The sequence below is a fragment of the Aureimonas sp. Leaf454 genome (genome assembly GCF_001424685.1).
Taxonomy (GTDB): domain Bacteria; phylum Pseudomonadota; class Alphaproteobacteria; order Rhizobiales; family Rhizobiaceae; genus Plantimonas.
Window position 1 is genome coordinate 382993 of the sequence record NZ_LMQT01000019.1, and the last position, 19331, is coordinate 402323.

The 19331-nt window shown below is 66.9% G+C and carries 21 protein-coding genes and 1 tRNA gene; 11 read left to right on the top strand and 11 right to left on the bottom strand.

Annotated elements, in window-relative coordinates; translation table 11 throughout:
* Positions 1–6: 6 nt before the first annotated feature.
* Positions 7–1116: an acyltransferase gene (locus tag ASG43_RS13235; protein WP_056505629.1), complete on the bottom strand. Its 1110-nt coding sequence runs from the start codon at positions 1114–1116 to the stop codon at positions 7–9.
* A 236-nt stretch (positions 1117–1352) separates the two neighbouring features.
* On the opposite strand from ASG43_RS13235, the gene ASG43_RS13240 reads away from it, so the two are divergent.
* Positions 1353–1739, top strand: a complete 387-nt coding sequence (locus tag ASG43_RS13240) for a hypothetical protein (protein WP_082490880.1) — start codon at positions 1353–1355, stop codon at positions 1737–1739.
* 15 nt (positions 1740–1754) lie between these two features.
* Here ASG43_RS13240 and ASG43_RS13245 read toward each other — a convergent pair whose 3' ends face one another.
* The 4 genes from ASG43_RS13245 to ASG43_RS13260 all read right to left on the bottom strand — a co-directional run bounded on the left by ASG43_RS13245 (position 1755) and on the right by ASG43_RS13260 (position 3576).
* A complete protein-coding gene (locus tag ASG43_RS13245; RefSeq protein WP_056505632.1) occupies positions 1755–1946 on the bottom strand; it encodes a helix-turn-helix transcriptional regulator in 192 nt (63 codons plus the stop codon).
* Positions 1947–2104: 158 nt separating this feature from the next.
* A complete protein-coding gene (locus tag ASG43_RS13250; protein WP_082490897.1) occupies positions 2105–2479 on the bottom strand; it encodes a helix-turn-helix transcriptional regulator in 375 nt (124 codons plus the stop codon).
* A 162-nt stretch (positions 2480–2641) separates the two neighbouring features.
* On the bottom strand, positions 2642–3142 hold the full coding sequence (locus tag ASG43_RS13255; RefSeq protein ID WP_056505637.1) for a hypothetical protein: 501 nt from the start codon (positions 3140–3142) through the stop codon (positions 2642–2644).
* The gene (locus tag ASG43_RS13260; protein ID WP_156386687.1) at positions 3139–3576 is read right to left on the bottom strand and encodes a hypothetical protein; all 438 of its coding nucleotides are present in this window, start codon (positions 3574–3576) and stop codon (positions 3139–3141) included. The genes ASG43_RS13255 and ASG43_RS13260 overlap by 4 nt, the downstream gene beginning before the upstream one ends.
* 280 nt (positions 3577–3856) lie before the next feature.
* On the opposite strand from ASG43_RS13260, the gene ASG43_RS13265 reads away from it, so the two are divergent.
* The 6 genes from ASG43_RS13265 (at position 3857) to ASG43_RS13290 (ending at position 9863) form a co-directional block, all read left to right on the top strand.
* The gene (locus tag ASG43_RS13265; protein WP_056505643.1) at positions 3857–5323 is read left to right on the top strand and encodes a deoxyribodipyrimidine photo-lyase; all 1467 of its coding nucleotides are present in this window, start codon (positions 3857–3859) and stop codon (positions 5321–5323) included.
* 250 nt (positions 5324–5573) lie between these two features.
* Positions 5574–6620 (top strand): cysteine synthase A, encoded by a 1047-nt coding sequence (locus ASG43_RS13270; protein WP_056505646.1) that lies wholly within the window; start codon positions 5574–5576, stop codon positions 6618–6620.
* Entirely contained in the window at positions 6617–7354 is a 738-nt protein-coding gene (locus ASG43_RS13275) for an alanyl-tRNA editing protein (protein WP_056505649.1), read from the top strand. Before ASG43_RS13270 ends, ASG43_RS13275 begins: the two co-directional genes overlap by 4 nt.
* 54 nt (positions 7355–7408) lie before the next feature.
* Positions 7409–8263, top strand: a complete 855-nt coding sequence (gene sseA / locus ASG43_RS13280; RefSeq protein ID WP_056505652.1) for a 3-mercaptopyruvate sulfurtransferase — start codon at positions 7409–7411, stop codon at positions 8261–8263.
* Positions 8260–8793, top strand: a complete 534-nt coding sequence (locus ASG43_RS13285) for a GNAT family N-acetyltransferase (protein ID WP_244488087.1) — start codon at positions 8260–8262, stop codon at positions 8791–8793. The genes sseA and ASG43_RS13285 overlap by 4 nt, the downstream gene beginning before the upstream one ends.
* A 77-nt stretch (positions 8794–8870) precedes the next feature.
* Positions 8871–9863: an alpha/beta fold hydrolase gene (locus ASG43_RS13290; RefSeq protein ID WP_056505654.1), complete on the top strand. Its 993-nt coding sequence runs from the start codon at positions 8871–8873 to the stop codon at positions 9861–9863.
* Between the two features lie 7 nt (positions 9864–9870).
* On the opposite strand, the gene ASG43_RS23155 is transcribed toward ASG43_RS13290, so the two are convergent.
* Complete coding sequence (locus tag ASG43_RS23155; RefSeq protein WP_056505657.1) at positions 9871–10125, bottom strand: hypothetical protein; 255 nt, start codon at positions 10123–10125, stop codon at positions 9871–9873.
* 81 nt (positions 10126–10206) lie between these two features.
* Between ASG43_RS23155 and ASG43_RS13300 the strand changes: the two genes are divergently transcribed.
* Positions 10207–11622 (top strand): PLP-dependent aminotransferase family protein, encoded by a 1416-nt coding sequence (locus ASG43_RS13300; protein ID WP_056505659.1) that lies wholly within the window; start codon positions 10207–10209, stop codon positions 11620–11622.
* A 49-nt stretch (positions 11623–11671) separates the two neighbouring features.
* Here the strand turns inward: ASG43_RS13300 and ilvA are convergent, their stop codons facing one another.
* From ilvA to ASG43_RS13315, 4 genes are all read right to left on the bottom strand, one after another.
* On the bottom strand, positions 11672–12928 hold the full coding sequence (gene ilvA, locus ASG43_RS13305) for a threonine ammonia-lyase IlvA (RefSeq protein WP_056505662.1): 1257 nt from the start codon (positions 12926–12928) through the stop codon (positions 11672–11674).
* Positions 12925–13095, bottom strand: a complete 171-nt coding sequence (locus ASG43_RS23400) for a hypothetical protein (protein WP_156386689.1) — start codon at positions 13093–13095, stop codon at positions 12925–12927. Before ASG43_RS23400 ends, ilvA begins: the two co-directional genes overlap by 4 nt.
* A 98-nt stretch (positions 13096–13193) precedes the next feature.
* Positions 13194–14996, bottom strand: coding sequence for an adenine deaminase (gene ade / locus ASG43_RS13310; RefSeq protein WP_056505665.1), 1803 nt, complete (start codon positions 14994–14996; stop codon positions 13194–13196).
* Positions 14997–15198: 202 nt separating this feature from the next.
* Positions 15199–15867: a hypothetical protein gene (locus ASG43_RS13315; RefSeq protein ID WP_056505669.1), complete on the bottom strand. Its 669-nt coding sequence runs from the start codon at positions 15865–15867 to the stop codon at positions 15199–15201.
* Between the two features lie 329 nt (positions 15868–16196).
* On the opposite strand from ASG43_RS13315, the gene ASG43_RS13320 reads away from it, so the two are divergent.
* Positions 16197–16282, top strand: a tRNA-Leu gene (locus ASG43_RS13320).
* A 196-nt stretch (positions 16283–16478) separates the two neighbouring features.
* On the opposite strand, the gene ASG43_RS13325 is transcribed toward ASG43_RS13320, so the two are convergent.
* Positions 16479–17240 carry an SDR family NAD(P)-dependent oxidoreductase gene (locus ASG43_RS13325; RefSeq protein ID WP_056505672.1) on the bottom strand — a complete coding sequence of 254 codons (762 nt, stop codon included), beginning with the start codon at positions 17238–17240 and terminating at the stop codon, positions 16479–16481.
* Between the two features lie 281 nt (positions 17241–17521).
* Between ASG43_RS13325 and ASG43_RS13330 the strand changes: the two genes are divergently transcribed.
* Positions 17522–18682, top strand: coding sequence for a transporter substrate-binding domain-containing protein (locus ASG43_RS13330; protein ID WP_056505673.1), 1161 nt, complete (start codon positions 17522–17524; stop codon positions 18680–18682).
* Positions 18679–19326 (top strand): ANTAR domain-containing protein, encoded by a 648-nt coding sequence (locus ASG43_RS13335; protein WP_056505676.1) that lies wholly within the window; start codon positions 18679–18681, stop codon positions 19324–19326. Before ASG43_RS13330 ends, ASG43_RS13335 begins: the two co-directional genes overlap by 4 nt.
* Positions 19327–19331: the final 5 nt, after the last annotated feature.

Sequence of the window (19331 nt, forward strand, 5' to 3'; positions counted from 1 at the left end):
GCGTCGTCATCCCTGCTTGAAGACGAAGAGAACGGCCACGACCGCGTAGGCGATCAGGTAGGCGCCGATCAACCGCGCACGCACCGCCATCGTCGAGCGGTTCGTCGCCGCGCGCAAACGGCGATAGAGGGCGACGTCGAGCATCCCGACCGGAATCGAAATCAGCACGGCGGATGAGACGGCGGCCAGCCACAGGAACGGCGTCGAGCCTTCGAGATGGGCGTAGACGAGCCAGATCATCGGCACGTGACAGAGATAGAGGGCATAGCTCCAGTCGCCGAGCTTGGCGAAGCCCCGCTCGATCCGCGTCGGCTCACCGCGCGACGGGACGTGGCCGAAGGCGGCGCCGACGATGATCACGGCCGCGACCGCGCCGAGAAGCCGACCATAGGCCAGATCGACCGACATGCTGACCGCGCCGAAACCGAAGGCGACGGCGGCGAGGGCCGGCGGGAAACCCCCACGCTTCAGGATGGCGGGAATGAGCAGCCCACCCGCGAAGGCCGCATTCCCCGGAAGGAAGAAGACCTGCAGGACGGTCGGCAGCAAGGTCTGCGCCATCTGGGCCGGTTCGACGAGCACGGCGACGCCGATGGCCGCGAGCCAGACGAGGGCGAAGGCTTCCAGCCAGCGCGCGCCGCGCATGACCGCCAGGATAAACAGGACGACGTAGAAGAAGATCTCGATGATCAGCGTCCACTCGATGCCGAGTTCGAACTGAGCCCTGGAACCGACGAGGGCCAGCGACACCGCCCTGATGTCGAAATGCGGCTCGCCCCGCCGAAGCGTCGTCACCACGAGATAGACGAGAATGTAGAGCGGGTAGATCCGCACCAGACGATGCGCGAGAAAGAGCGTCGGCTCCGTCCGGCGGAAGAGGTCCGCCATGAGCGCGCCGGTGATCGCGAAGAAGATGGCGACGCCGAGGAGGCCGAACTTACCGTCGAAGATGCGGATGAAACGATCGTCTCCGAAGGTCGCGGAGAGATAGTGCGAGGCGTGGTAGAGAACGACGAAGAGGGCCGCCGCTGCCCGCAGCCATTGGACGTTGAGATTGCGGCGCTCGGGTCCTGCGAGAATGGGACGGTTCGATGCGACGTCGGTGTGCTGGTTCATGACCTCTCCTGCCAGCCGCGCGCTCGGCGCCTGCCCGGCAGAGTTCGAGGACGCCGCTCCGTGCGAAGTCAACCTTGCGCGGCATTGCATGCTGTCAGTGGCCTGCAATCGGCCGAAGCGTGATGCATTTTCGTCCCAGGGAACCGGCCGGGGCCCATAGGTTTCGTTGTGCAGCGCAGCAGAGGTCGCACGCAGTGCACATGCTTTGGACAAGATTCACCCCGCAAGATGCGAGAATGAGGTCCTTCAAACCGTCCCGCCCTGCCTTTCGCGCCGTCGGCATTCTCTGCCTTGCCGGCATCGCCTTCGCGACTCTGTCTCCCATCGGCCTTCGTCCGCACATCGCCGGACTTCAGATCGAGCATGTCGGAGCCTTCTGCGTCGCCGGGCTGCTCCTCGGCCTCGCCTATCCACGCCATCTCCTCGCCGTCGGATTGGGCCTCGTCGTCTGCGCCGTCGCCCTGGAAGGCGCGCAGCATCTCGTCCCGGGCCGCCATGGACGCATGATCGACCTCGCGATGAAGATGGCCGGAAGCGGGTTGGGTATTGCGTTCGCGGCCGCCTTCGATCCGGTTCTGCGATTCGTCAACCGGTCGACGCGCACGGGATCATCTGCGTCCTGACGGACGCTCGCGGCGTCAGCGCAGGAGAGCCTCGACGCTCACGCCGAAATGGGATGCCAAAGCACGGATCGCCTTCTGGGGAACGGATCGGCGGCCGTTCTCGATCGATGCGACGAGCGACGGCGACAGGCGGGCGGCATCGGCCAGTTCCTCGACGGTGAGACCGTCGGTCACGCGGAGGCGGTGGACGTTTTCAGCGATCGGCATGAAAACGCCTCTACAGCATCCCTTGGAAAATCCAACTCGGAATCAGCTGCGCGCCGCAGCGCCGAGCGCCCCACCGGGAGCCGCAACAGGGCATCACGTGGTTCTCGCAAGGATCGCCTCGCGCCGAGCGGATCCCATGGGCTGGATGCGGTCGCCGCTCAGCGCGCGGAGGAGTCCGGCGATTTTCGCTGCTCGAAGGCTTCGACGAGCTTCAAGACCTGCATCCGCAGGGCGGGGTCGGAGATCCGGACATATTCGCTGAGATCGACGCCGGCCGTATCCGACGCGCTACCGAAGAAGGACGAGACGCTGACGCCGAGCGCATCCGCGATGAGTTGCAGTCGACTGGCTCCGACCCGGTTGGTGCCCTTCTCGTACTTCTGAACCTGTTGAAAGGTGACCCCGATCTTTTCCGCGAGACTCGACTGCGACATGCGCAGATGCGTGCGCATCGCCTTGACTCGAGCCCCCACCTCGCGATCGACGTCTGAGATTCTCTTGACCGTGTCAGGGTTCTCGGCGACGTCACGCATGGCGGTGTTCCACTCGGCCTTCGCAGGCTTCTGCCACGATACAATGCTAACGATCAGCAAGATCGGCTGAAATACCACCATACCTTAGCAAAGTTCGGCCGAACGGAAAAGAAGATTCAACCTATGCGGGGCTCGGGAACCGATTGGCCCGCCCGGAACCGTTCAAGACCGCTCATGACCCGACAGCCAGGCGGTCCTTTGACCGTCGGCCGCGGAGCGATCGGCGACAGGCTTCGCCTCGCTCGGCGCGCGCCCCAATCCGGCTCCCTCCGCATGGAGATCCGCGATGGTCGACATCGCGACCGCCAGCGCCATCTCCGCGCTATCCGCCCGCTTCTGAGCCTCGAGCATCGCCTGTTCGAGAATGCCGACGCGCATCGCCGTTCGCTGCTGTTCCTCCTTCACCCGAAGGATGAAGGCTCGCGTGTCCTGCTCGATCGCAACGAACTTGGTCTCGTAGTCGCGGAGCGTGAAGGCGGCCTTCTCGATGAGACGGATGGCGCCCGCGCCATCGAAGACCCCTCGGTCGGGGGCGGTGTCCGGCCAGCCGTCGGCTGACGGCATCGTCTCACCCGATGGGCCAGTGGCGGGATCCGCCCCGTCGTCGGCCGACGCCTCGCCGCCGGCACGCTCGCGATCCTCGGCCGACACGGTCGAGGTCATGACCCGCTGGAGCGGTCGATGCTGCCGAAATGCGTGCGGATGGCATCGTCCAGCTTGGACAGCCACTCGATGGCCTCGCGTGCCTTCTGCTCCGCTGCGCGTGCCCGATGGTTGGCCGCTTCGATTTCCCGTTGCGCACCGACGAGCTGTGCATGCAAGGCCTTCAGGTCGGCATGGTGCTGTTCGGCCTGTTCGTCCGCCTCGCGGCGAAGCTCCTCGATCCGCTCCTCGCCGAGCCGGATCGCCTCCGCCGCCTCCTGCACGAGCGCAAGGGCCGCCGTCCAATCGCGCGACGGCGCCGATGCCGGCCAGGCCTGCGCAGCCGGTGCGGGGTTCTGGTTGTCCCTCGGTCCGTCCCTCGTCGCGTCGTTCGAGCCGCGAAGCGACCACGTGCTGTCCAAGTCGACCGCGTTCACCTCGACACCTGCCGTCATTTCGAACCTTTCCATGCTTCTCAGGTGTTCTGTGCCCGAAACCATCGTTCCTGCCCGGAGCGCTTCGACGACATTCACCATCCGTTATCCTTCAGGGTACAGGGATTCTCGTCGTTCGCCCATAGTCGTTCACCCATAGAGGAACCGCGCAACACGGCAGCGAGCGGCCTCGCTGCGTCTCGCCGCGGACGCGACGCTCTGGACCGTCGACTTCCCCTCTCGACGTGCCATATCCGGGATCCCGAGGTCGATGGTGCCTCGTCTTCGAGGATGGTTCTCCATGGCCAAGACCGTTTCGGCGACGGGACCCGGTCCGATCGTCGTGTGGCTGCGCGACGATCTGCGACTCGACGACAACCCGGCCCTCGCCCATGCCGCCGAGACCGGACAGCCCGTCATCCCCGTCTTCGTCCTCGAGGAGGGTGGAGGCGGGCGGCCGCTCGGCGGCGCCCATCGCTGGTGGCTTCACCACTCGCTCGAAGCGTTCCGCGCCTCGCTGCGGGACCTCGGCTCGGACCTCGTTCTGAAGCGCGGCGATCCCCGGACGATCGTTCCGGACCTCGTTCGCGAGACGGGCGCGGCATCGCTCTTCTACAACCGCCGCTATCATCGGCCCGCCGTCGAGACCGACGATGCCGTGGCGACGGCGCTCGGAACGATCGCCGTCGAGAGCTTCCAGGCCAACATCCTGCACGATCCCGCCGCGGTGAAAACCAAGACCGGCGGCTTCTACAAAGTCTACACGCCCTTCATGAAGACGCTGCGCGGCAACGGCGAGCCGCGGGATCCGATCGACCCGCCCGCCTCGCTCGTCGCGCCGAAGGGCGGTCTTCCCGCGTCCGACGATCTCGCGGCCTGGTCGCTTCTTCCCACCCGGCCGGACTGGTCCGGCGGGATCGCGCGGGACTGGCAACCGGGCGAGGCGGTCGCGCGGTCGCGTTTCGAGGATTTCTGCCAGTCGAGCCTTCGCGGATACGACGAGAGCCGGGAAATTCCGGCGGAGGACGGCACCACGCGCATGTCGCCGCGCCTGCGCTTCGGCGAGGTCTCGCCCTACCGGCTGTGGCACCTTGCGGAGGAGGCCGCGCGCCACAACCGCGTACCGCCCAAAGCCATCGAGACCTTCCGCCGCGAACTGATCTGGCGAGACTTCAACTACCACGTCCTCCACCATGTCGGAGCGATCGACCGGGATAACATCAATCCACGATTCGACGGCTTCGAGTGGCAGGGAACGAAGAGCCAGCTTCGGGCCTGGCAGCGCGGACGGACCGGCTATCCCATCGTCGACGCCGCCATGCGCCAGCTTTGGCAGACCGGCTGGATGCACAATCGCATGCGCATGATCGTCGGCTCGTTCTTGACCAAGGATCTCCTCATCGATTGGCGCGAGGGAGAGCACTGGTTCTGGGACACGCTGGTCGACGGCGACATCGCCAGCAACACCGCGCAATGGCAGTGGATCGCGGGTTCCGGGGCCGACGCGCAGCCCTTCTTCCGCATCTTCAACCCGATCACGCAGGGACAGAAGTTCGACGCCCGGGGCGCCTATATCCGGCGGTATCTGCCCGAACTCGCCGAGCTCTCCGACAAGGACATCCACACGCCCTGGCTGGCCGGCTCGGCCGCCTTGAGGAAGGCGGGCATCACCCTTGGCGAAACCTATCCGAAGCCGATCGTCGATCATGGAGAAGCCCGGGAGCGCGCGCTGGCCGTCTATCGGGCGTCACGACCCGATCCGGGCTGAGCGCGACCCGCTGGTTCCGACGCGGCGAGGCTGATCGAGGCGCCGTCGGGCCGGCGGCAGCGGCAATCGCGCCCGGCGCCGAGCGCTCCGGCGAACCGGATGCACCTCATCGCAATGAAAAGAAACGGTTAGCCGAACCGCCGAGATTTGCGAAGCGATCCGAGACAAGGTCGCATGCGCATTCTTGCCTTGCCACCGAACCGGCCATAGGTTCCAGTTCTTCTCTCCTCGCATCAGGCCGAACTCCTTCATGCCCCGATACAACAATGTGCTCGACGCCATCGGCAACACGCCGCTCATCCGGCTGAACCGGGCTTCCGAGGAGACCGGCTGCGAAATCTACGGGAAGGCCGAATTCCTCAATCCCGGCCAGTCCGTGAAGGATCGCGCCGGGCTCTTCATCATACGGGATGCCGAGGAAAAGGGCCTTCTGGAGCCCGGCGGTCTGATCGTCGAGGGGACCGCCGGCAATACCGGCATCGGTCTGTCGCTCGTCGCCAACGCGCTCGGCTACCGCACCGTCATCGTCATTCCGGAAACCCAGGCCGAGGAGAAGAAGGACGCCCTGCGGCTGATGGGCGCCGAACTCGTGGAAGTCCCGGCGGTGCCCTACAAGAACCCCAACAATTACGTGAAGCTCTCGGGCCGCCTCGCCGAACAGCTCGGTCGCACGCATCCCGCGGGCGCCATCTGGGCCAACCAGTTCGACAACACCGCCAATCGCGAAGGCCATGTCGTCACGACCGCCGAGGAGATCTGGCACTCGACGGGCGGCGAGATCGACGGCTTCATCTGCGCGGTCGGCACCGGGGGCACGCTGGCCGGGACGGCCATGGGCCTCAAGCGCCGGTCCGGCCACATCAAGATCGGCATTGCCGATCCGATGGGCGCGGCCCTCTACAGCTTCTACACGCGCGGCGTTCTGGAATCGGACGGATCGTCGATCACCGAGGGCATCGGCCAGGGGCGGATCACCGCCAATCTCGAAGGCTTCACGCCGGACTTCGCCTATCAGATCCCCGACGAGGAGGCCCTGCCGATCGTCTTCGACCTGACGGCGCGCGAGGGCCTCTGCCTCGGTGGATCCTCCGGCATCAACATCGCGGGCGCCATGCGCATGGCGCGGGAGATGGGACCGGGGCACACGATCGTCACCATCCTCTGCGATTACGGAAACCGCTACCAGTCGAAGCTCTTCAATCCCGCCTTCCTCGCCACCAAGGGCCTTCCCTCCCCGAGCTGGATCGGTCGCGAGCCGAGCTTCGACATTCCCTTCATCGCGCCGGACGCAGCATGAGCGAGACCGAAGCGCTCTATCTCGACGATGCCTATCTTTCGACCCTCGAAGCCAAGCTCCTGCGGGTCGAGGACGGTGGAAAGCTCGTCGTCGACCGCTGCAACTTCTTTGCCTCGGGCGGCGGCCAGCCCGGCGACACGGGGTTCGTCGAGACAAGCGGCGGGCGGCAGATCCGCATCCTCGACACGGTGCATGCGCCGGACAAGAGCGCGATCCACCTCGTCGCCGAGGACGGCGCCGATCTCCCCTCGCCCGGCGAGACGCTCGTCCTCCATGTCGACTGGTCACGCCGCTACAGGCTCATGCGCATGCACACCGCCTGCCACCTCCTCACCGTCGTCTGTCCGTTCCCGGTGACCGGCGCGGCGGTGGGAGAAGAGGAGAGCCGGATCGACTTCGACATACCCGATGCCGACGCCGACAAGGCGGCCGTCACGGCGGCGCTGATGGCGCTCGTGGCGAACAATCACCCGGTCGCCACGCGCTGGATCACCGATGCCGAACTCGATGAGAATCCCGGCCTCGTGAAGTCCGCCAACGTCAAGCCGCCGCGCGGCAGCGGCCGCATCCGGCTGGTCACGATCGGGGCGGACAGCGCCATCGACGCGCAGCCCTGCGGCGGCACGCATGTGCTCGAAACCTCGGAGGTCGGCGAGATCCACGTCGGCAAGATCGAGAAGAAGGGCAAATCCAACCGCCGCTTCCGCCTTCGTTTCGGCCCCCTGCCCGCCTGACCGACCCGCTCCTTCCAGAGACTCCAGACGTTTCGAACGCCAGAGACAGAGCCCATGCCCGACACGATGATCACGCCCGAAGCGCTTTCCTTTCTCCTCGGGCGACCGGGGCTCGTCGTCGTCGACGCGTCCTGGTACCTGCCGCAGCAGAAGCGCGATCCGCGCGCCGAATACGAAGCCGCGCACATTCCGGGCGCCGTCTTCTTCGACCACGAGGCGGCGTCGGCCCAGGACGCGCCTCTACCGCACACGCTGCCCGATTCCATGGATTTCGCCGCCTATGCCGGGAGCCTGGGAATGACCGAGGGCGACACGATCGTCGTCTATGACGGGCTCGGCCTGTTTTCCGCACCGCGTGCGTGGTGGCTCCTGAAGACCTTCGGCGCACGGGACGTGCGGGTGCTCGACGGCGGGCTGCCGGCCTGGACGGGCGCGGGCCTTCCCGTCGAAAGCGGCAGCCGGCAACGCCCGCGCCAGCGCTTCGTGCCCTTGTTCGATCCCGATGCGGTCGTCGATCTCGACGCCATGCGCGACATCGTCGCCAGCGGCTCGCTGCCGATCGCGGATGCACGCCCTTCCGCGCGCTTTTCCGGCGAGGAGGCGGAACCGCGTCCCGGGGTCCGGGGCGGTCACATGCCCGGCGCCCGGTCCCTTCCGATCGGAGAGTTGACCCAAGGCGGCCGTCTGAAATCGCCGGACGCGCTGCGCGCGGCCTTCGCCGCCGCCGGCCTCGATCCGAAGGCTCCGATGGTCACGAGCTGCGGCTCCGGCATCACCGCCGCCGTGATCAATCTCGCCCTCGATCGCCTCGGCTCCCCCGATGTGCGCCTCTATGACGGGTCCTGGACCGAATGGGGCTCGGCGAGCGACACGCCGGTGGAAACGGGCGCGCACCGGACGGCCCCGTGAAGATCGTGCGCCTCATCGAAACGGTCGTCACCTATCTGGAGCTCACGAGACCGTCGGACCGCCCGCTCCAGCCGCCCACCTTCTTCACCGATGTCCTGGTGCGGCCCGTTCACAAGATCCCGCTTTCCTTCTACCGGTATCTCTACGAGGAGGTCGGTCGGACGCACCACTGGACGTCGCGACACCTCGCGGACGAGGCGTTGAAGAGCGAGCTTCATCATCCCGGCATCGACGTTCACGTGCTCTGGATCGGGGGAGCGCCGGCGGGCTGGTTCGAGCTGGACTCGGCGCGGCGGGCCGGGCAGACGCGCATCGTGCATTTCGGCCTGCTGCCCGACTTCCAGGGGGCCGGACTGGCGCGCTACCTTCTCGGCCAGGCGGTCGATGCGGCGTTTGCGACGGGAGCGCGGGTCGTCACCCTCGAGACGAACACGCTCGATCATCCCGCCGCGCTGCCGCTCTACAAGAGTGCGGGATTCGAGGTCGTCGGCTCGCGCAGCGTCACGACTCCGGCGATCGAGCAGAGATGACCGTCCTTCGCAGCGTCCTCGGGCCTGTCGCGATGCGGTAAAAGCGGCTAAGCCGCAGTCACAGCTGCAGCAACGGGATGCGCGTCTTGATCCTTCGTCTCATTCTCGCGCTGGTCGTCCTCCTCGTCGTCGCCGCAGGCGGCGCCTGGTTGTTCGGACCGCGCGAGCCTGTCGACCTCACGGTCCGGTTCGACGCCGCCGCGATCGGCCGCGATCCCGATGCCTATCTCGCGCGGACGGAAGCCGACATTCCGAACCTCCGAGCGGATGCGGCGAAATCCATCGTCTGGGCCTATCCCGCCTCGCGCGCCAAGACACCGTTTGCGATCGTCTACATCCACGGTTTCTCGGCGACGCGCGAGGAGATGCGCCCACTGCCGGACGAGGTGGCGGCGAAGCTCGGCGCGAACCTCTACTTCACGCGGCTGAGCGGCCATGGCCGGAACGCCGTCGCCATGCAGGAAGCCAGCGTCAACGACTGGATCAACGATCTCGCCGAGGCCATTGCCATCGGACGCCAGATCGGCGAGCGCGTCGTCATCGTGTCGAACTCGACCGGGGCGACTCTCGCGGCGCTCGGCGCGACGCTTCCGGACCTTGAGACCGGAATCGCCGGACTGGTGATGATCTCGCCGAACTTCGGGCTTCTCCAGGAGCACGCCTTCGTGCTGGATCTGCCCTTCGCTCGCGACATCCTACCCTGGCTGACCGACGAGACCTACAGCTTCGCGCCGACCAATGCCGAGCAGGCGGCCAACTGGACGACGAGCTATCCGACCGCAGCGCTCCTCCCGATGGCGGCGCTCGTTCGCAGAGCCGTCCATGCCCGGTTCGAAAGCGTCTCCACGTCAGCTTTCTTCCTCTACTCGCCGTCTGATCGCGTCGTCGATCCTGCCGCGACCGAAACCGTTGCCGCCCGCTGGGGCGGACCGCGACAGGTGCTTCAGGTTCCCACGACCGGCGACCCCGCGAACCACACGCTGGCCGGCCGCATCCTCTCGCCGCAGACGACCGACGAGCTCGCGCAGCGTATCGTCGACTGGATCGAAACGCTGCCAACGGACGGCTGACCGTCCCTCACTCGGGAAAGAAGGGCCTTGACGCCTCGATCTCCGCTTGGCGTCGCGTAACGCCGATGTCGCGCAGATGCTCGTCGGAAAGGCCTCGGAGGTCCTGACGACTCCAGTAGAGATCGCTGCGATGGGCGATCATCGCCGCGAGTTGCCCCGCCGAACGGGCCAAAGAGGACAGATTGGCAAAGAGGCGGTCTTCGAACGTGCCCCGCCCCGAAGCCACATGCGCCGCGTCCCAGTCACCTCGATTGTCCCACATTGTACCCATCCAATTCTAGATATTCCACAGTAATAGGGGTACAATTGACGTAGCTTCGACGGCAGGCTATTCATTGTGACGATGACAAATTGGCTTCCTCAATTGGCGCCGGGCAACAGCCCCTTTTATCGACGTCTGGCGGACGCGATCGAAGGCGCCATCGCCGATGGCACCCTGGCCGCCGACGCGAAGCTTCCGCCGCAGCGGGATCTCGCGTTCGACCTGAAGGTGACAATCGGCACAATCGGACGAGCCTATGCGATGCTTCGCGAGCGCGGCCTCGTCGCCGGCGAGGTGGGGCGCGGCACCTATGTCCTGCGGCGATCCGACGGGGAGCCGGGTCCCACGGCGGATCCGTTCTCGGCCAGCCTCGACGGCACACGGTTCCCCGAAGTCCCGGCCGACAAGCTGCGCTTCGACACGACCGCCGCGCCCGATGTGGGACAGGCTGCGATCATGGGCGGGCTCTTCGCGTCCGTCGCGCACGACCATCCGCACGAGATCGCAAGCTATTCGCGGGTGACGCCGCCGCGATGGCTGGAAGCGGGCTCCGCCTGGCTGTCGCGCTGCGGCTTTCAGCCGTCGGCCGAGACGATCGTTCCGACACAGGGCGCGCTGGCGGGCGCGCTGGCCGTCGTTCTGGCGCTGGCGGGTCCCGGCGACCGCGTCGTGGTGGAAACGCTGACCTACAGCCAGTTCGCGCGAAGCACCCGGCTGCTCGGCCGCCGGACGGTCCTCGTCGACACGGACGAGCACGGCATGTCGGTCGAGGATTTCGAACGGGTCTGCGCGCAGCAGCATCCCAAGGTCGCCTTCCTCATGCCGACCGTGCACAATCCCACTCTCGCGATCCTCACCGAGGAGCGCCGTCGCGCGATCGCGGAGATCGCACGACGGTACGAGGTCTGGCTGATCGAGGACGATCTCTACGGCGCGGCCTCCGGCGACCCGACTCCCCTCCTGGCCGAGTTCGCTCCGGAGCGCACCTTCGTCGTCGGCGGTCTATCCAAGTCGGTGGCGGCGGGCCTGCGCGGCGGTTGGGTCGCTTGCCCCGCGCACTACGCGAAACGGATCCGAACGACGCACAAGATGATGACGGGTGGCCTTTCCTTCATCCTCGCCGAGGCCGGCGCGCGCCTCGTCGTCTCCGGGCAAGCGCGCGAGATCGAGCGTCAAAGCCGCGCCGAGGTCGCGCGACGCGAGGCGATGGCGCGGGAGATGTTCGAAGGCTACGACTTCACGTCGCATCCCCACGTGCCGTTCCTATGGCTGAAACTCCCCTCGCCCTGGCTGTCCGGCACGTTCAAGAACGCGGCGTTGCGCGAGGGGGCCATCATCGACGACGAGGACGAGTTCAAGGCGGACCGGATCGAGCGGACCTATCATCGGGCCCGCGTCGCCTTCTCGTCCGGCGGCGTCGAGGAGGTTCGCGTCGGTTTCGCGCTGCTTCGACGTCTGCTGGACAGCGGCGTCGCCGGCTACGACGGTGAGATCTGACGGCGAGCGCTCCATCCGAACGCTCGCCCGACGACGCTAAATCAGGCGATCAGATGAGGAGATCGGCCATGATGCGGTTCTCCGTGATGTCCTGATAGGCGATGCCGGCCGCCTCGAAACGCTCGAACAAGGCGACGAAGCTCTCCGGTTTCTTGGTTTCGATGCCGAGCAGGATCGAGCCGAAATCGCGCGCCGACTTCTTCAGATATTCGAAGCGCGCGACGTCGTCCTCCGGTCCGAGGAGGTCGAGGAAGTCGCGAAGGGCGCCCGGCCGCTGGGCGAGGCGCAGGATGAAGTATTTCTTCAGACCCTCGAAGCGCAGCGCCCGTTCCTTCACATCCGGCAACCGCTCGAAATCGAAGTTCGAGCCGGACACGACGAGCGCCACCGTCTTGCCGCGGATCTCATCGGCGAGCGCGTTCAGCGCGTCGATGGCGAGCGCGCCGGCCGGCTCCAGCACGATCCCCTCGATATTCAGCATCTCCAGCATGGTCTTGCAGAGCCGGCCCTCCGGCGACAGCACGACCTTGTCCGGCGAAAAGCGCTTCAGCGTCTCGAAGGGGATCGTGCCGATCTCCGCGACCGCAGCGCCGTCGACGAAGCCTTCCATCTGCGGGAGGCGCACCAGTTCGCCGCGCGACAGGCTCGTGTGGAGGCTCGGGGCGCCGAGCGGCTCGACGAGGCGGATGTCGGGCATCGGTTCGCCGCGCGCCGCGAAATAGCGCGTGACGCCGGAGGCGAGGCCCCCGCCGCCCACCGGCATGACCAGCATGTCCGGCGCCATGCCGAGCTCGCGCTCGATCTCGCGGCCGACCGTCGCCTGACCCTCGATGATGTCCTCGTGGTCGAAGGGCGGCACCATCTGCGCGCCCGACGAGGCGGCATAGGCCTTGGCGGCGGCGTAGCAATCGTCGAAGTAATCGCCGACCAGCTCGATCTCGACCGCGCCGGCCCCGAAGGTCGTCGTCTTCTGGATCTTCTGCTGCGGCGTCGTCACCGGCATGAAGACGCGGCCCTTCAATCCGAAATGCCGGCAGGCGAAGGCGAAGCCCTGCGCGTGGTTGCCGGCGGAGGCGCAGGTGAAGGCGCCGACGGCCGATCCCTCCTCCAGCCGCTTGCGCATGAAGTTGAAGGCGCCCCGGATCTTGTAGGAACGGACCGGCGTCAGATCCTCGCGCTTCAGGTAGATGCGCGCGTCGTAGCGGGCGGAGAGATGGTCGTTCAACTGAAGCGGCGTCGCCGGAAAGAGCTGGCGGATCGATCGTTCGGCCGACAGGACCCGGTCCAGGAAGGCGCTCTCGCTCATGACCGGGCCACCGTTCCCGAGCGCGGCTCTGCGCCGGCCCGCTCCACCGTCGGAAGGATAATGTCGTTCCCGCCCGTCCGCGAAAGAATGCGGGACAGACGCGCCTCGGAAGCGGCGATGGACGCGGCGCGGCTGGCGCCGTCGAGGACGGGAAGACGGGCAGGCATGGAGCGGCTCCTGGAGGGTCGGATGCGCCAGGCGCATCCCGCCCCCGCAATGTTCCAGACGCCCGGAAATGTAAAGTCCGTCGCCCGCCCCGAAGGGCTCAGAGGAAGAGGTCGACCACCTCGAACCGTTCGACGTCGACGAGCCCCTTGTCGGAGATGCGAAGACTCGGAATCACCACGAGGGCGAGCAGCGAGTGCTGCATGTAGGCGTTGTTCAGCGTGCATCCGGCGGCGTGCATCGCCTCGATCAGCCGATCCGCCTTCGCCGCGACGATCTCGGCGCGTTCGTCCGACATGAGGCCGGCGATCGGCATCTCGATCATCGCCCTCTCCTCGCCGTCCGCGAAGAAGACGACGCCGCCGCCGACCTCCCCGAGCCGGTTCGCCGCCCGCGCCATATCGTCCCGATCCGTGCCGACGACGATCATGTGGTGACTGTCATGGGCAACGGTCGACGCCATCGCGCAGCGGCCTCGATAGCGAAAGCCCGTCACGAAGGCGTTGGTCACCGCTCCCGTCGCGCGGTGCCGCTCGACCAGGGCGATGTGGCAGACGTCGGCCGCGGGATCCGGTTCGACCAAGCCGTCCACCACCGGCAGGCGCGCTTCAAGGGCGCGCGTCGGCGCCTGGTTCTCGACGACCCCGATCACCCGGACATGGGCCGCGTTGGAGCCTTCGGGAGCCTTCACCGCGAAGTCGGCGGGCTCGAGACGCTTGCCGAGCCGGACGGTGGACTTGGCGGAGGCGGGATAGGGATAGGCCGGCAGTTCGGCGGCGAGGCGCCCGGCCTCGGCCAGCTTCACGCCGCGTGCATAGACCGCATCGATGGCGAGCGTCGCGAGGTCGGACACGAGGAGGACATCGGCCCGACGCCCCGGCGCGATCGAGCCGAGTTCGCGAGCGAGGCCAAAGTGCTCGGCCGTGTTCAAGGTCGCCATCTGGATCGCCGTGATCGGCTTCAGGCCCTGGGCGATGGCATGGCGCACGACGCGGTCCATGTGGCCCTCGCGCACGAGAGTGCCGGAATGGCAATCGTCGGTGCAGAGGATGAAGTGCCGGCTGTCGAGGCCCATCTCGGTCACGGCCTTGACCTGCTCGGCGACGTCGTACCAGGCGGAGCCGAGGCGCAGCATCGCCTTCATGCCCTGACGCACGCGGGCGGCGGCGTCGGCGGCGCGCGTGCCTTCGTGATCGTCCTCCGGGCCACCGGCGACGTAGCCGTGGAAGGCCCGTCCCAGATCCGGCGACGCGTAGTGGCCGCCGACGGTCTTGCCGGCGCGCCGCGTCGCTTCGATCGCACCCACCATGGTCGGATCGTTGGCGCAAACGCCGGGGAAGTTCATGACCTCGCCGAGGCCGACGATGTTCGGCCATGCCATGGCCTCGGCGATCTCGGCCGCGCCGAGCACGGCACCGCCTTCCTCCAGCCCCGGCGCCGAGGGCACGCAGGACGGCATCTGGACGAAGACGTTGACCGGCTGCGCCATCGCCTCGTCGTGCATCAGCCGCACGCCGGGAAGGCCGAGAACGTTCGCGATCTCGTGGGGATCGATGAACATCGACGTCGTGCCGTGCGGGATCACCGCACGGCAGAATTCCGTCACCGTCACCATGCCGCTCTCGACATGCATGTGCGCGTCGCAGAGACCGGGAACGAGATAGCGCCCGTTCGCCTCGACGATCTCGGTCTCCGGCCCGATCGTGTGCGTGGCATCCGGTCCGCAATAGGCGAAGCGCCCGTCGCGGACGGCGATGTCGGTGTTCTCGATGATCTCACCGGAATGGACGTTCACCCAGCGCCCCTGCCGGATCACGAGATCGGCCGGCGCGCGGCCCATCGCGACATCGACAAGATGGGGTGCTGCGGTCGCGAAAGAGCTGAGGGCTGAAGATCTGGTCATCGCGGGCGTCCGGCTGGTTCGATCGGTTCATTGTGCAGCGCCGGAACGCGGCGTCCAGCGGGAATGCGCCAAGCCGGCTGAATTCGGGTGGGACGGGGTGCGGCCGGTTCGTCGCGGCAGGTCCCCTTCCTCGCCCGGCCGCGGCTCCCTCCACCCATCCGTCGTCGCTGGGGCCTCTCGGCATCGGCGAAGCCGAAACGTCCTACGGCATCACGGCGTTGGCGATCACCGGGATCGCCGCCAGCGAGACGTTGCCGATGAGGAGGACCGCGGAGGCAAGGAGCGCGCTCTTGATCCGGCCGGTCCCGGCCATGCGGCGGAAGAACAGGGTCTGCACGACGAGAAGCCAGATCTCGAAGGCCAGCAGCAGAAGGAGAAGCACTTCCGTGCCGGTGTCCAGCCGCACGAGGGTCGGCGAAAAGCCCAGCGCGAAGGGGCCGCAGACGTAGCACTGCTGGTAGAATGGCAGCTTCAGCGAGTTCCGCGTGACGGTTCCGGGTGTGATGAGGTCGATGATCAGGGCGCCGGCCAGAGCGAAGGCCGAAAAGCCAAGCGTTCGGAACGCGAGGAGGTTGATCCAGGATGCGTTCAAAAGCCGCCCCACTTCGTTCTGCGCCAGGACCTTCGCCTGTTCGGCGCCGATCGGTGCGATCACCGATCCGATGGCGATGCAGAGAAAGAGGAAGAGCGGCGGCCGGATGGCGTTGCCGAAGGCCGTGTCCGGATCGGCGGTGATCTCCTCGCCGACATATCGGAGCATCTTCGTCGGCCGGAACAGAACCCGCACGAGCGTATAAGGGTAGAAAATGACCCACATCAGCAGTTCGAAAATGAACTGCTCGATCTGCTTGACGACTTCGGAGAAATTCATGGGGCATCCACATCCGGCGACGCCGATGTTTTAGCGTAGCTCTTTCGCGTCGTCGCCCTCCCTTCGCGCCAACGGCCCGTCGCCAACAGGTCTTTCTCCGGCCCTTCATCGTCGGACCGGGCCTTGGCGGGATGCGGTCGGCCTCGCCTTTCAGATCGGCACATGATGCGCCGGACCGGACGCGAACCGCCGAGCACCGGCGAGGCGGTGCCGACGAAGCGGATTGAGCACCGCCGTGAAACGCGCTAGGCAAACGGTGGGAGAGCGTGTGCCGGACCCGTCGACGTCCCTCGGGTCGGGGTCGGTGAGAGCCCTCTGCCGCATGGTCTGCGGGCGTGGCGAAATGGTAGACGCAAGGGACTTAAAATCCCTCGGGCTTCGTCCCGTGCGGGTTCGAGTCCCGCCGCCCGCACCACCTTTCGTTGCAGGCTGCATGCCGTGACGTCGCAAATCCGGAAGAGCGCGGCTCGACAAACGGCAGCAGCGCGTCGGCTGCGACCGGCTCCAGGTTCGTCATCGCACAGCCCGGGATCGCGGCGCGGATGCGGCGTGCGAATCGAAGGACGCCAGCCGGTCCGCCGCCGGACTCGCGAGCCCGAGGCTGCCACTCTTCAGAATTGGACGCCGCGCGTCAGGGCACCGTCGACGACGAGGTTGGTTCCGGTGATGAAGCTCGCGATCGGACTGGCCAGGAAGACGGCGGCGTTGGCGATCTCTTGAGGCGTCGCCATGCGACCCGTCGGATTGAGAGCCAGGGATGCGGCGAAGAGTTCGGGATTGCCGGTCTCGATCTGCTCCCAGACGCCGCCGGCGAAGTAGGTGTTGCCCGGCGAAACGCTGTTGGCGCGGATGTTGCGGGCCGCGAGCTGGTAGGCGAGCCCCTGCGTGTAATGGATCAGCGCCGCCTTGAACGCGCCGTAGGGTCCGGCGGCGAAGTCGATCTCGCGTCCCGAGACCGAGGAGATCGTGACGATCGAGGCCGCATCGCTCTTCTCGAGGAAGGGCATGGCCGCGTCGACAAGCCGGACCGTGCCCATGATGTCGGTCTCGAAGCCCTTGCGCCAGCTGTCCTCGTCGGCCCCGACGGCCAGGGCGCTGACATTGGCGACCACGATGTCGAGCCCCCCCAGCGCCTCCGCGCTCCGCGCGACGAAAGCGCCGAGAGCCGCCCCGTCGGAGACGTCGACGCCACCACCCAGAGTCGCAACGCCGAAGCTTCGGAGTTCCGATGCGACGCTCTCCGCCTCGTCGCCCTTCCGCGAGCAGATCGCGACGTTCGCGCCCTCTTTGGCCAGTGTTTCCGCGATGGCCCGCCCGATGCCGCGCGTGCCGCCGGTGACGAGTGCCTTGCGGCCCTTCAGTCCGAGATCCATTCCTGTTTCCCCTCACGGTTCGGAGCGCCCTGGAGTTCGAGGTTTCGATGCGCGCCCGTACGCGTATGGTCGGGACCCTCGAACCGTTGTGCAAGGGCTCGGAAGGATCGATGCGGCTTCGTTCAATTCCCCGCTTGACACGTTCGCATCCGTCCTTCAGCTTAATCCTTAAGCGCGGGGCAGAGCTGCCCAAAGTCGCGCCAAGATGTTGAACAATTGAACTCGGCAGTGTCGCCCCGCAGCAGTCATGCTGAGGGGCTTTTTGCGTTCTGGATGGTGCGATGACGCAGTTGAGCGTTCCGATCGGCATTCTGTTTTCCGCCACCGGCTCCTACGGAACCGTGGGGCGCACGATGCTGAACGGGGCGCTGCTCGCCTGCGAGGAGGCCGCGGCGGATCGCGCCGGCGGTGTCGTGCTCGATCCCTTCGTCGTCGATCCCGCAGGTCGCCTGTCGCAATACGCACCGGCCGTCGAGGCGATGCTCGATCGCGGCATCCGCCATGTCGTGGGCTGCTACACCTCCTCCTCCCGCAAGGAGGTGATCCCGATCTTCGAAAAGCGCGACGCGCTGCTCTGGTACCCTGCCCATTACGAGGGCTTCGAAAGCTCGGAGAACGTCGTCTACACCGGCGCGGCGCCGAACCATCACATGGTTCCGCTGGTGGATTTCCTCGTCGCCCGCCACGGACGCCGGGCCTTCTGCATCGGCTCGAACTACATCTGGGCCTGGGAAAGCAACCGCGTCCTGCGCGACGAACTCGGCCAGCGCGGCGGCGCGATCCTGGCCGAACGCTACCTTCCCGTCGGCGAAACCGACATGGCGCAGATCGTCGGCGCGATCCTCGATGCCGAGCCGGATTTCGTCTTCAATTCCTTGATCGGCGAGTCCGCCTACGCCTTCTTCCGCGCTTTTCGCGCCGAATGCCGGGCGCGGGGCATCGATCAGGCCCGCCGCTTTCCCGTGGCGAGCTGCAATCTCTCCGAGCCGGAACTTCTGGAGATCGGCGCAGACGCCGTCGACGGTCATCTCTCCTCGTCCGTCTATTTCGCGAGCATCGACAGCGAGGCCAATCACCGCTTCGTCGAGGCCTACAATCGGGCCTTCCCCCGCGGACCCGTCGCCTCGGCCGAAGCGGAGGCCGCCTATATCGCGGTGAAGCTTTTGGCACGGGCGCTGACGGCGGCCGGAACCGATGCGATCGCCCCCGTTCGAGCCGGGGTCGGCGGGCAGAGGCTGGATGCGCCGCAGGGCGCCGTCTCGATCGACCCGCAGACGCTCCATGCCTATCTCACGCCCCGCATCGGGCGGTCCCGGACCGACGGACAGTTCGACATCCTGATGGAGGCGCAGGAACCCGTCCGCCCCGATCCCTATCTCGTGCGTTCGTCCGCCGCCCTTGAACAGCCGGTTCTCCGGCCCGCCCTGAGGATCGTGTCATGAGCGTCGTGCGCTTCGTGCAGAACTTCAGCCAGTGCCGCGCGCTGATTGCCTCGCTCGACACGCGCGCGGTCGAAGCGCTGTCGGGAACGCTCGGCAAGCTCGGGCTCCACGTCGAAATCGTCGGCGCGGAGCGGGCCGACGCGCCCCTCGCGGGTCTCGACGGATCCCGCGACGTCCTCTTTCTCGACGGAGATCTCCAGGCCCCGCCGATCGTGCCGACCGGCCCCGTCGCCGACCTCGCGATCCTCCCGGTGATCGGCCTCGTCGGCGTCGAGGCACCGAGCCGACTTCGTGCGCTGCTGCAGGCGGGCGCGACGGCCTTTTTGCCCAAACCGGTCTATGGCGGCTCCGTTTATTCCGCGCTCTATCTCGCGGTGAACGAACATCTGCGGAAATCGGCTCTCGCTGCCGCCGTGGAGGAGCTGGAATTGCGCCGCCGCCAGCGTCGCTACGTGGTCAAGGCGATCCTTTCGACCGTCGCCGAGCGGGGTCTCGACGACGACGCGGCCTTCCAGGCGCTTCGCCGGGAGGCCATGCGAGCCCGCCTCAGCCTCGAAGCCCATTGCGAGCAGCTCGTCCGGAAACGGACGGACGACGATCTCGACAATCCCGCGGCTCCTCTCACGAGGGCCGCGGTGGACTGACCCGC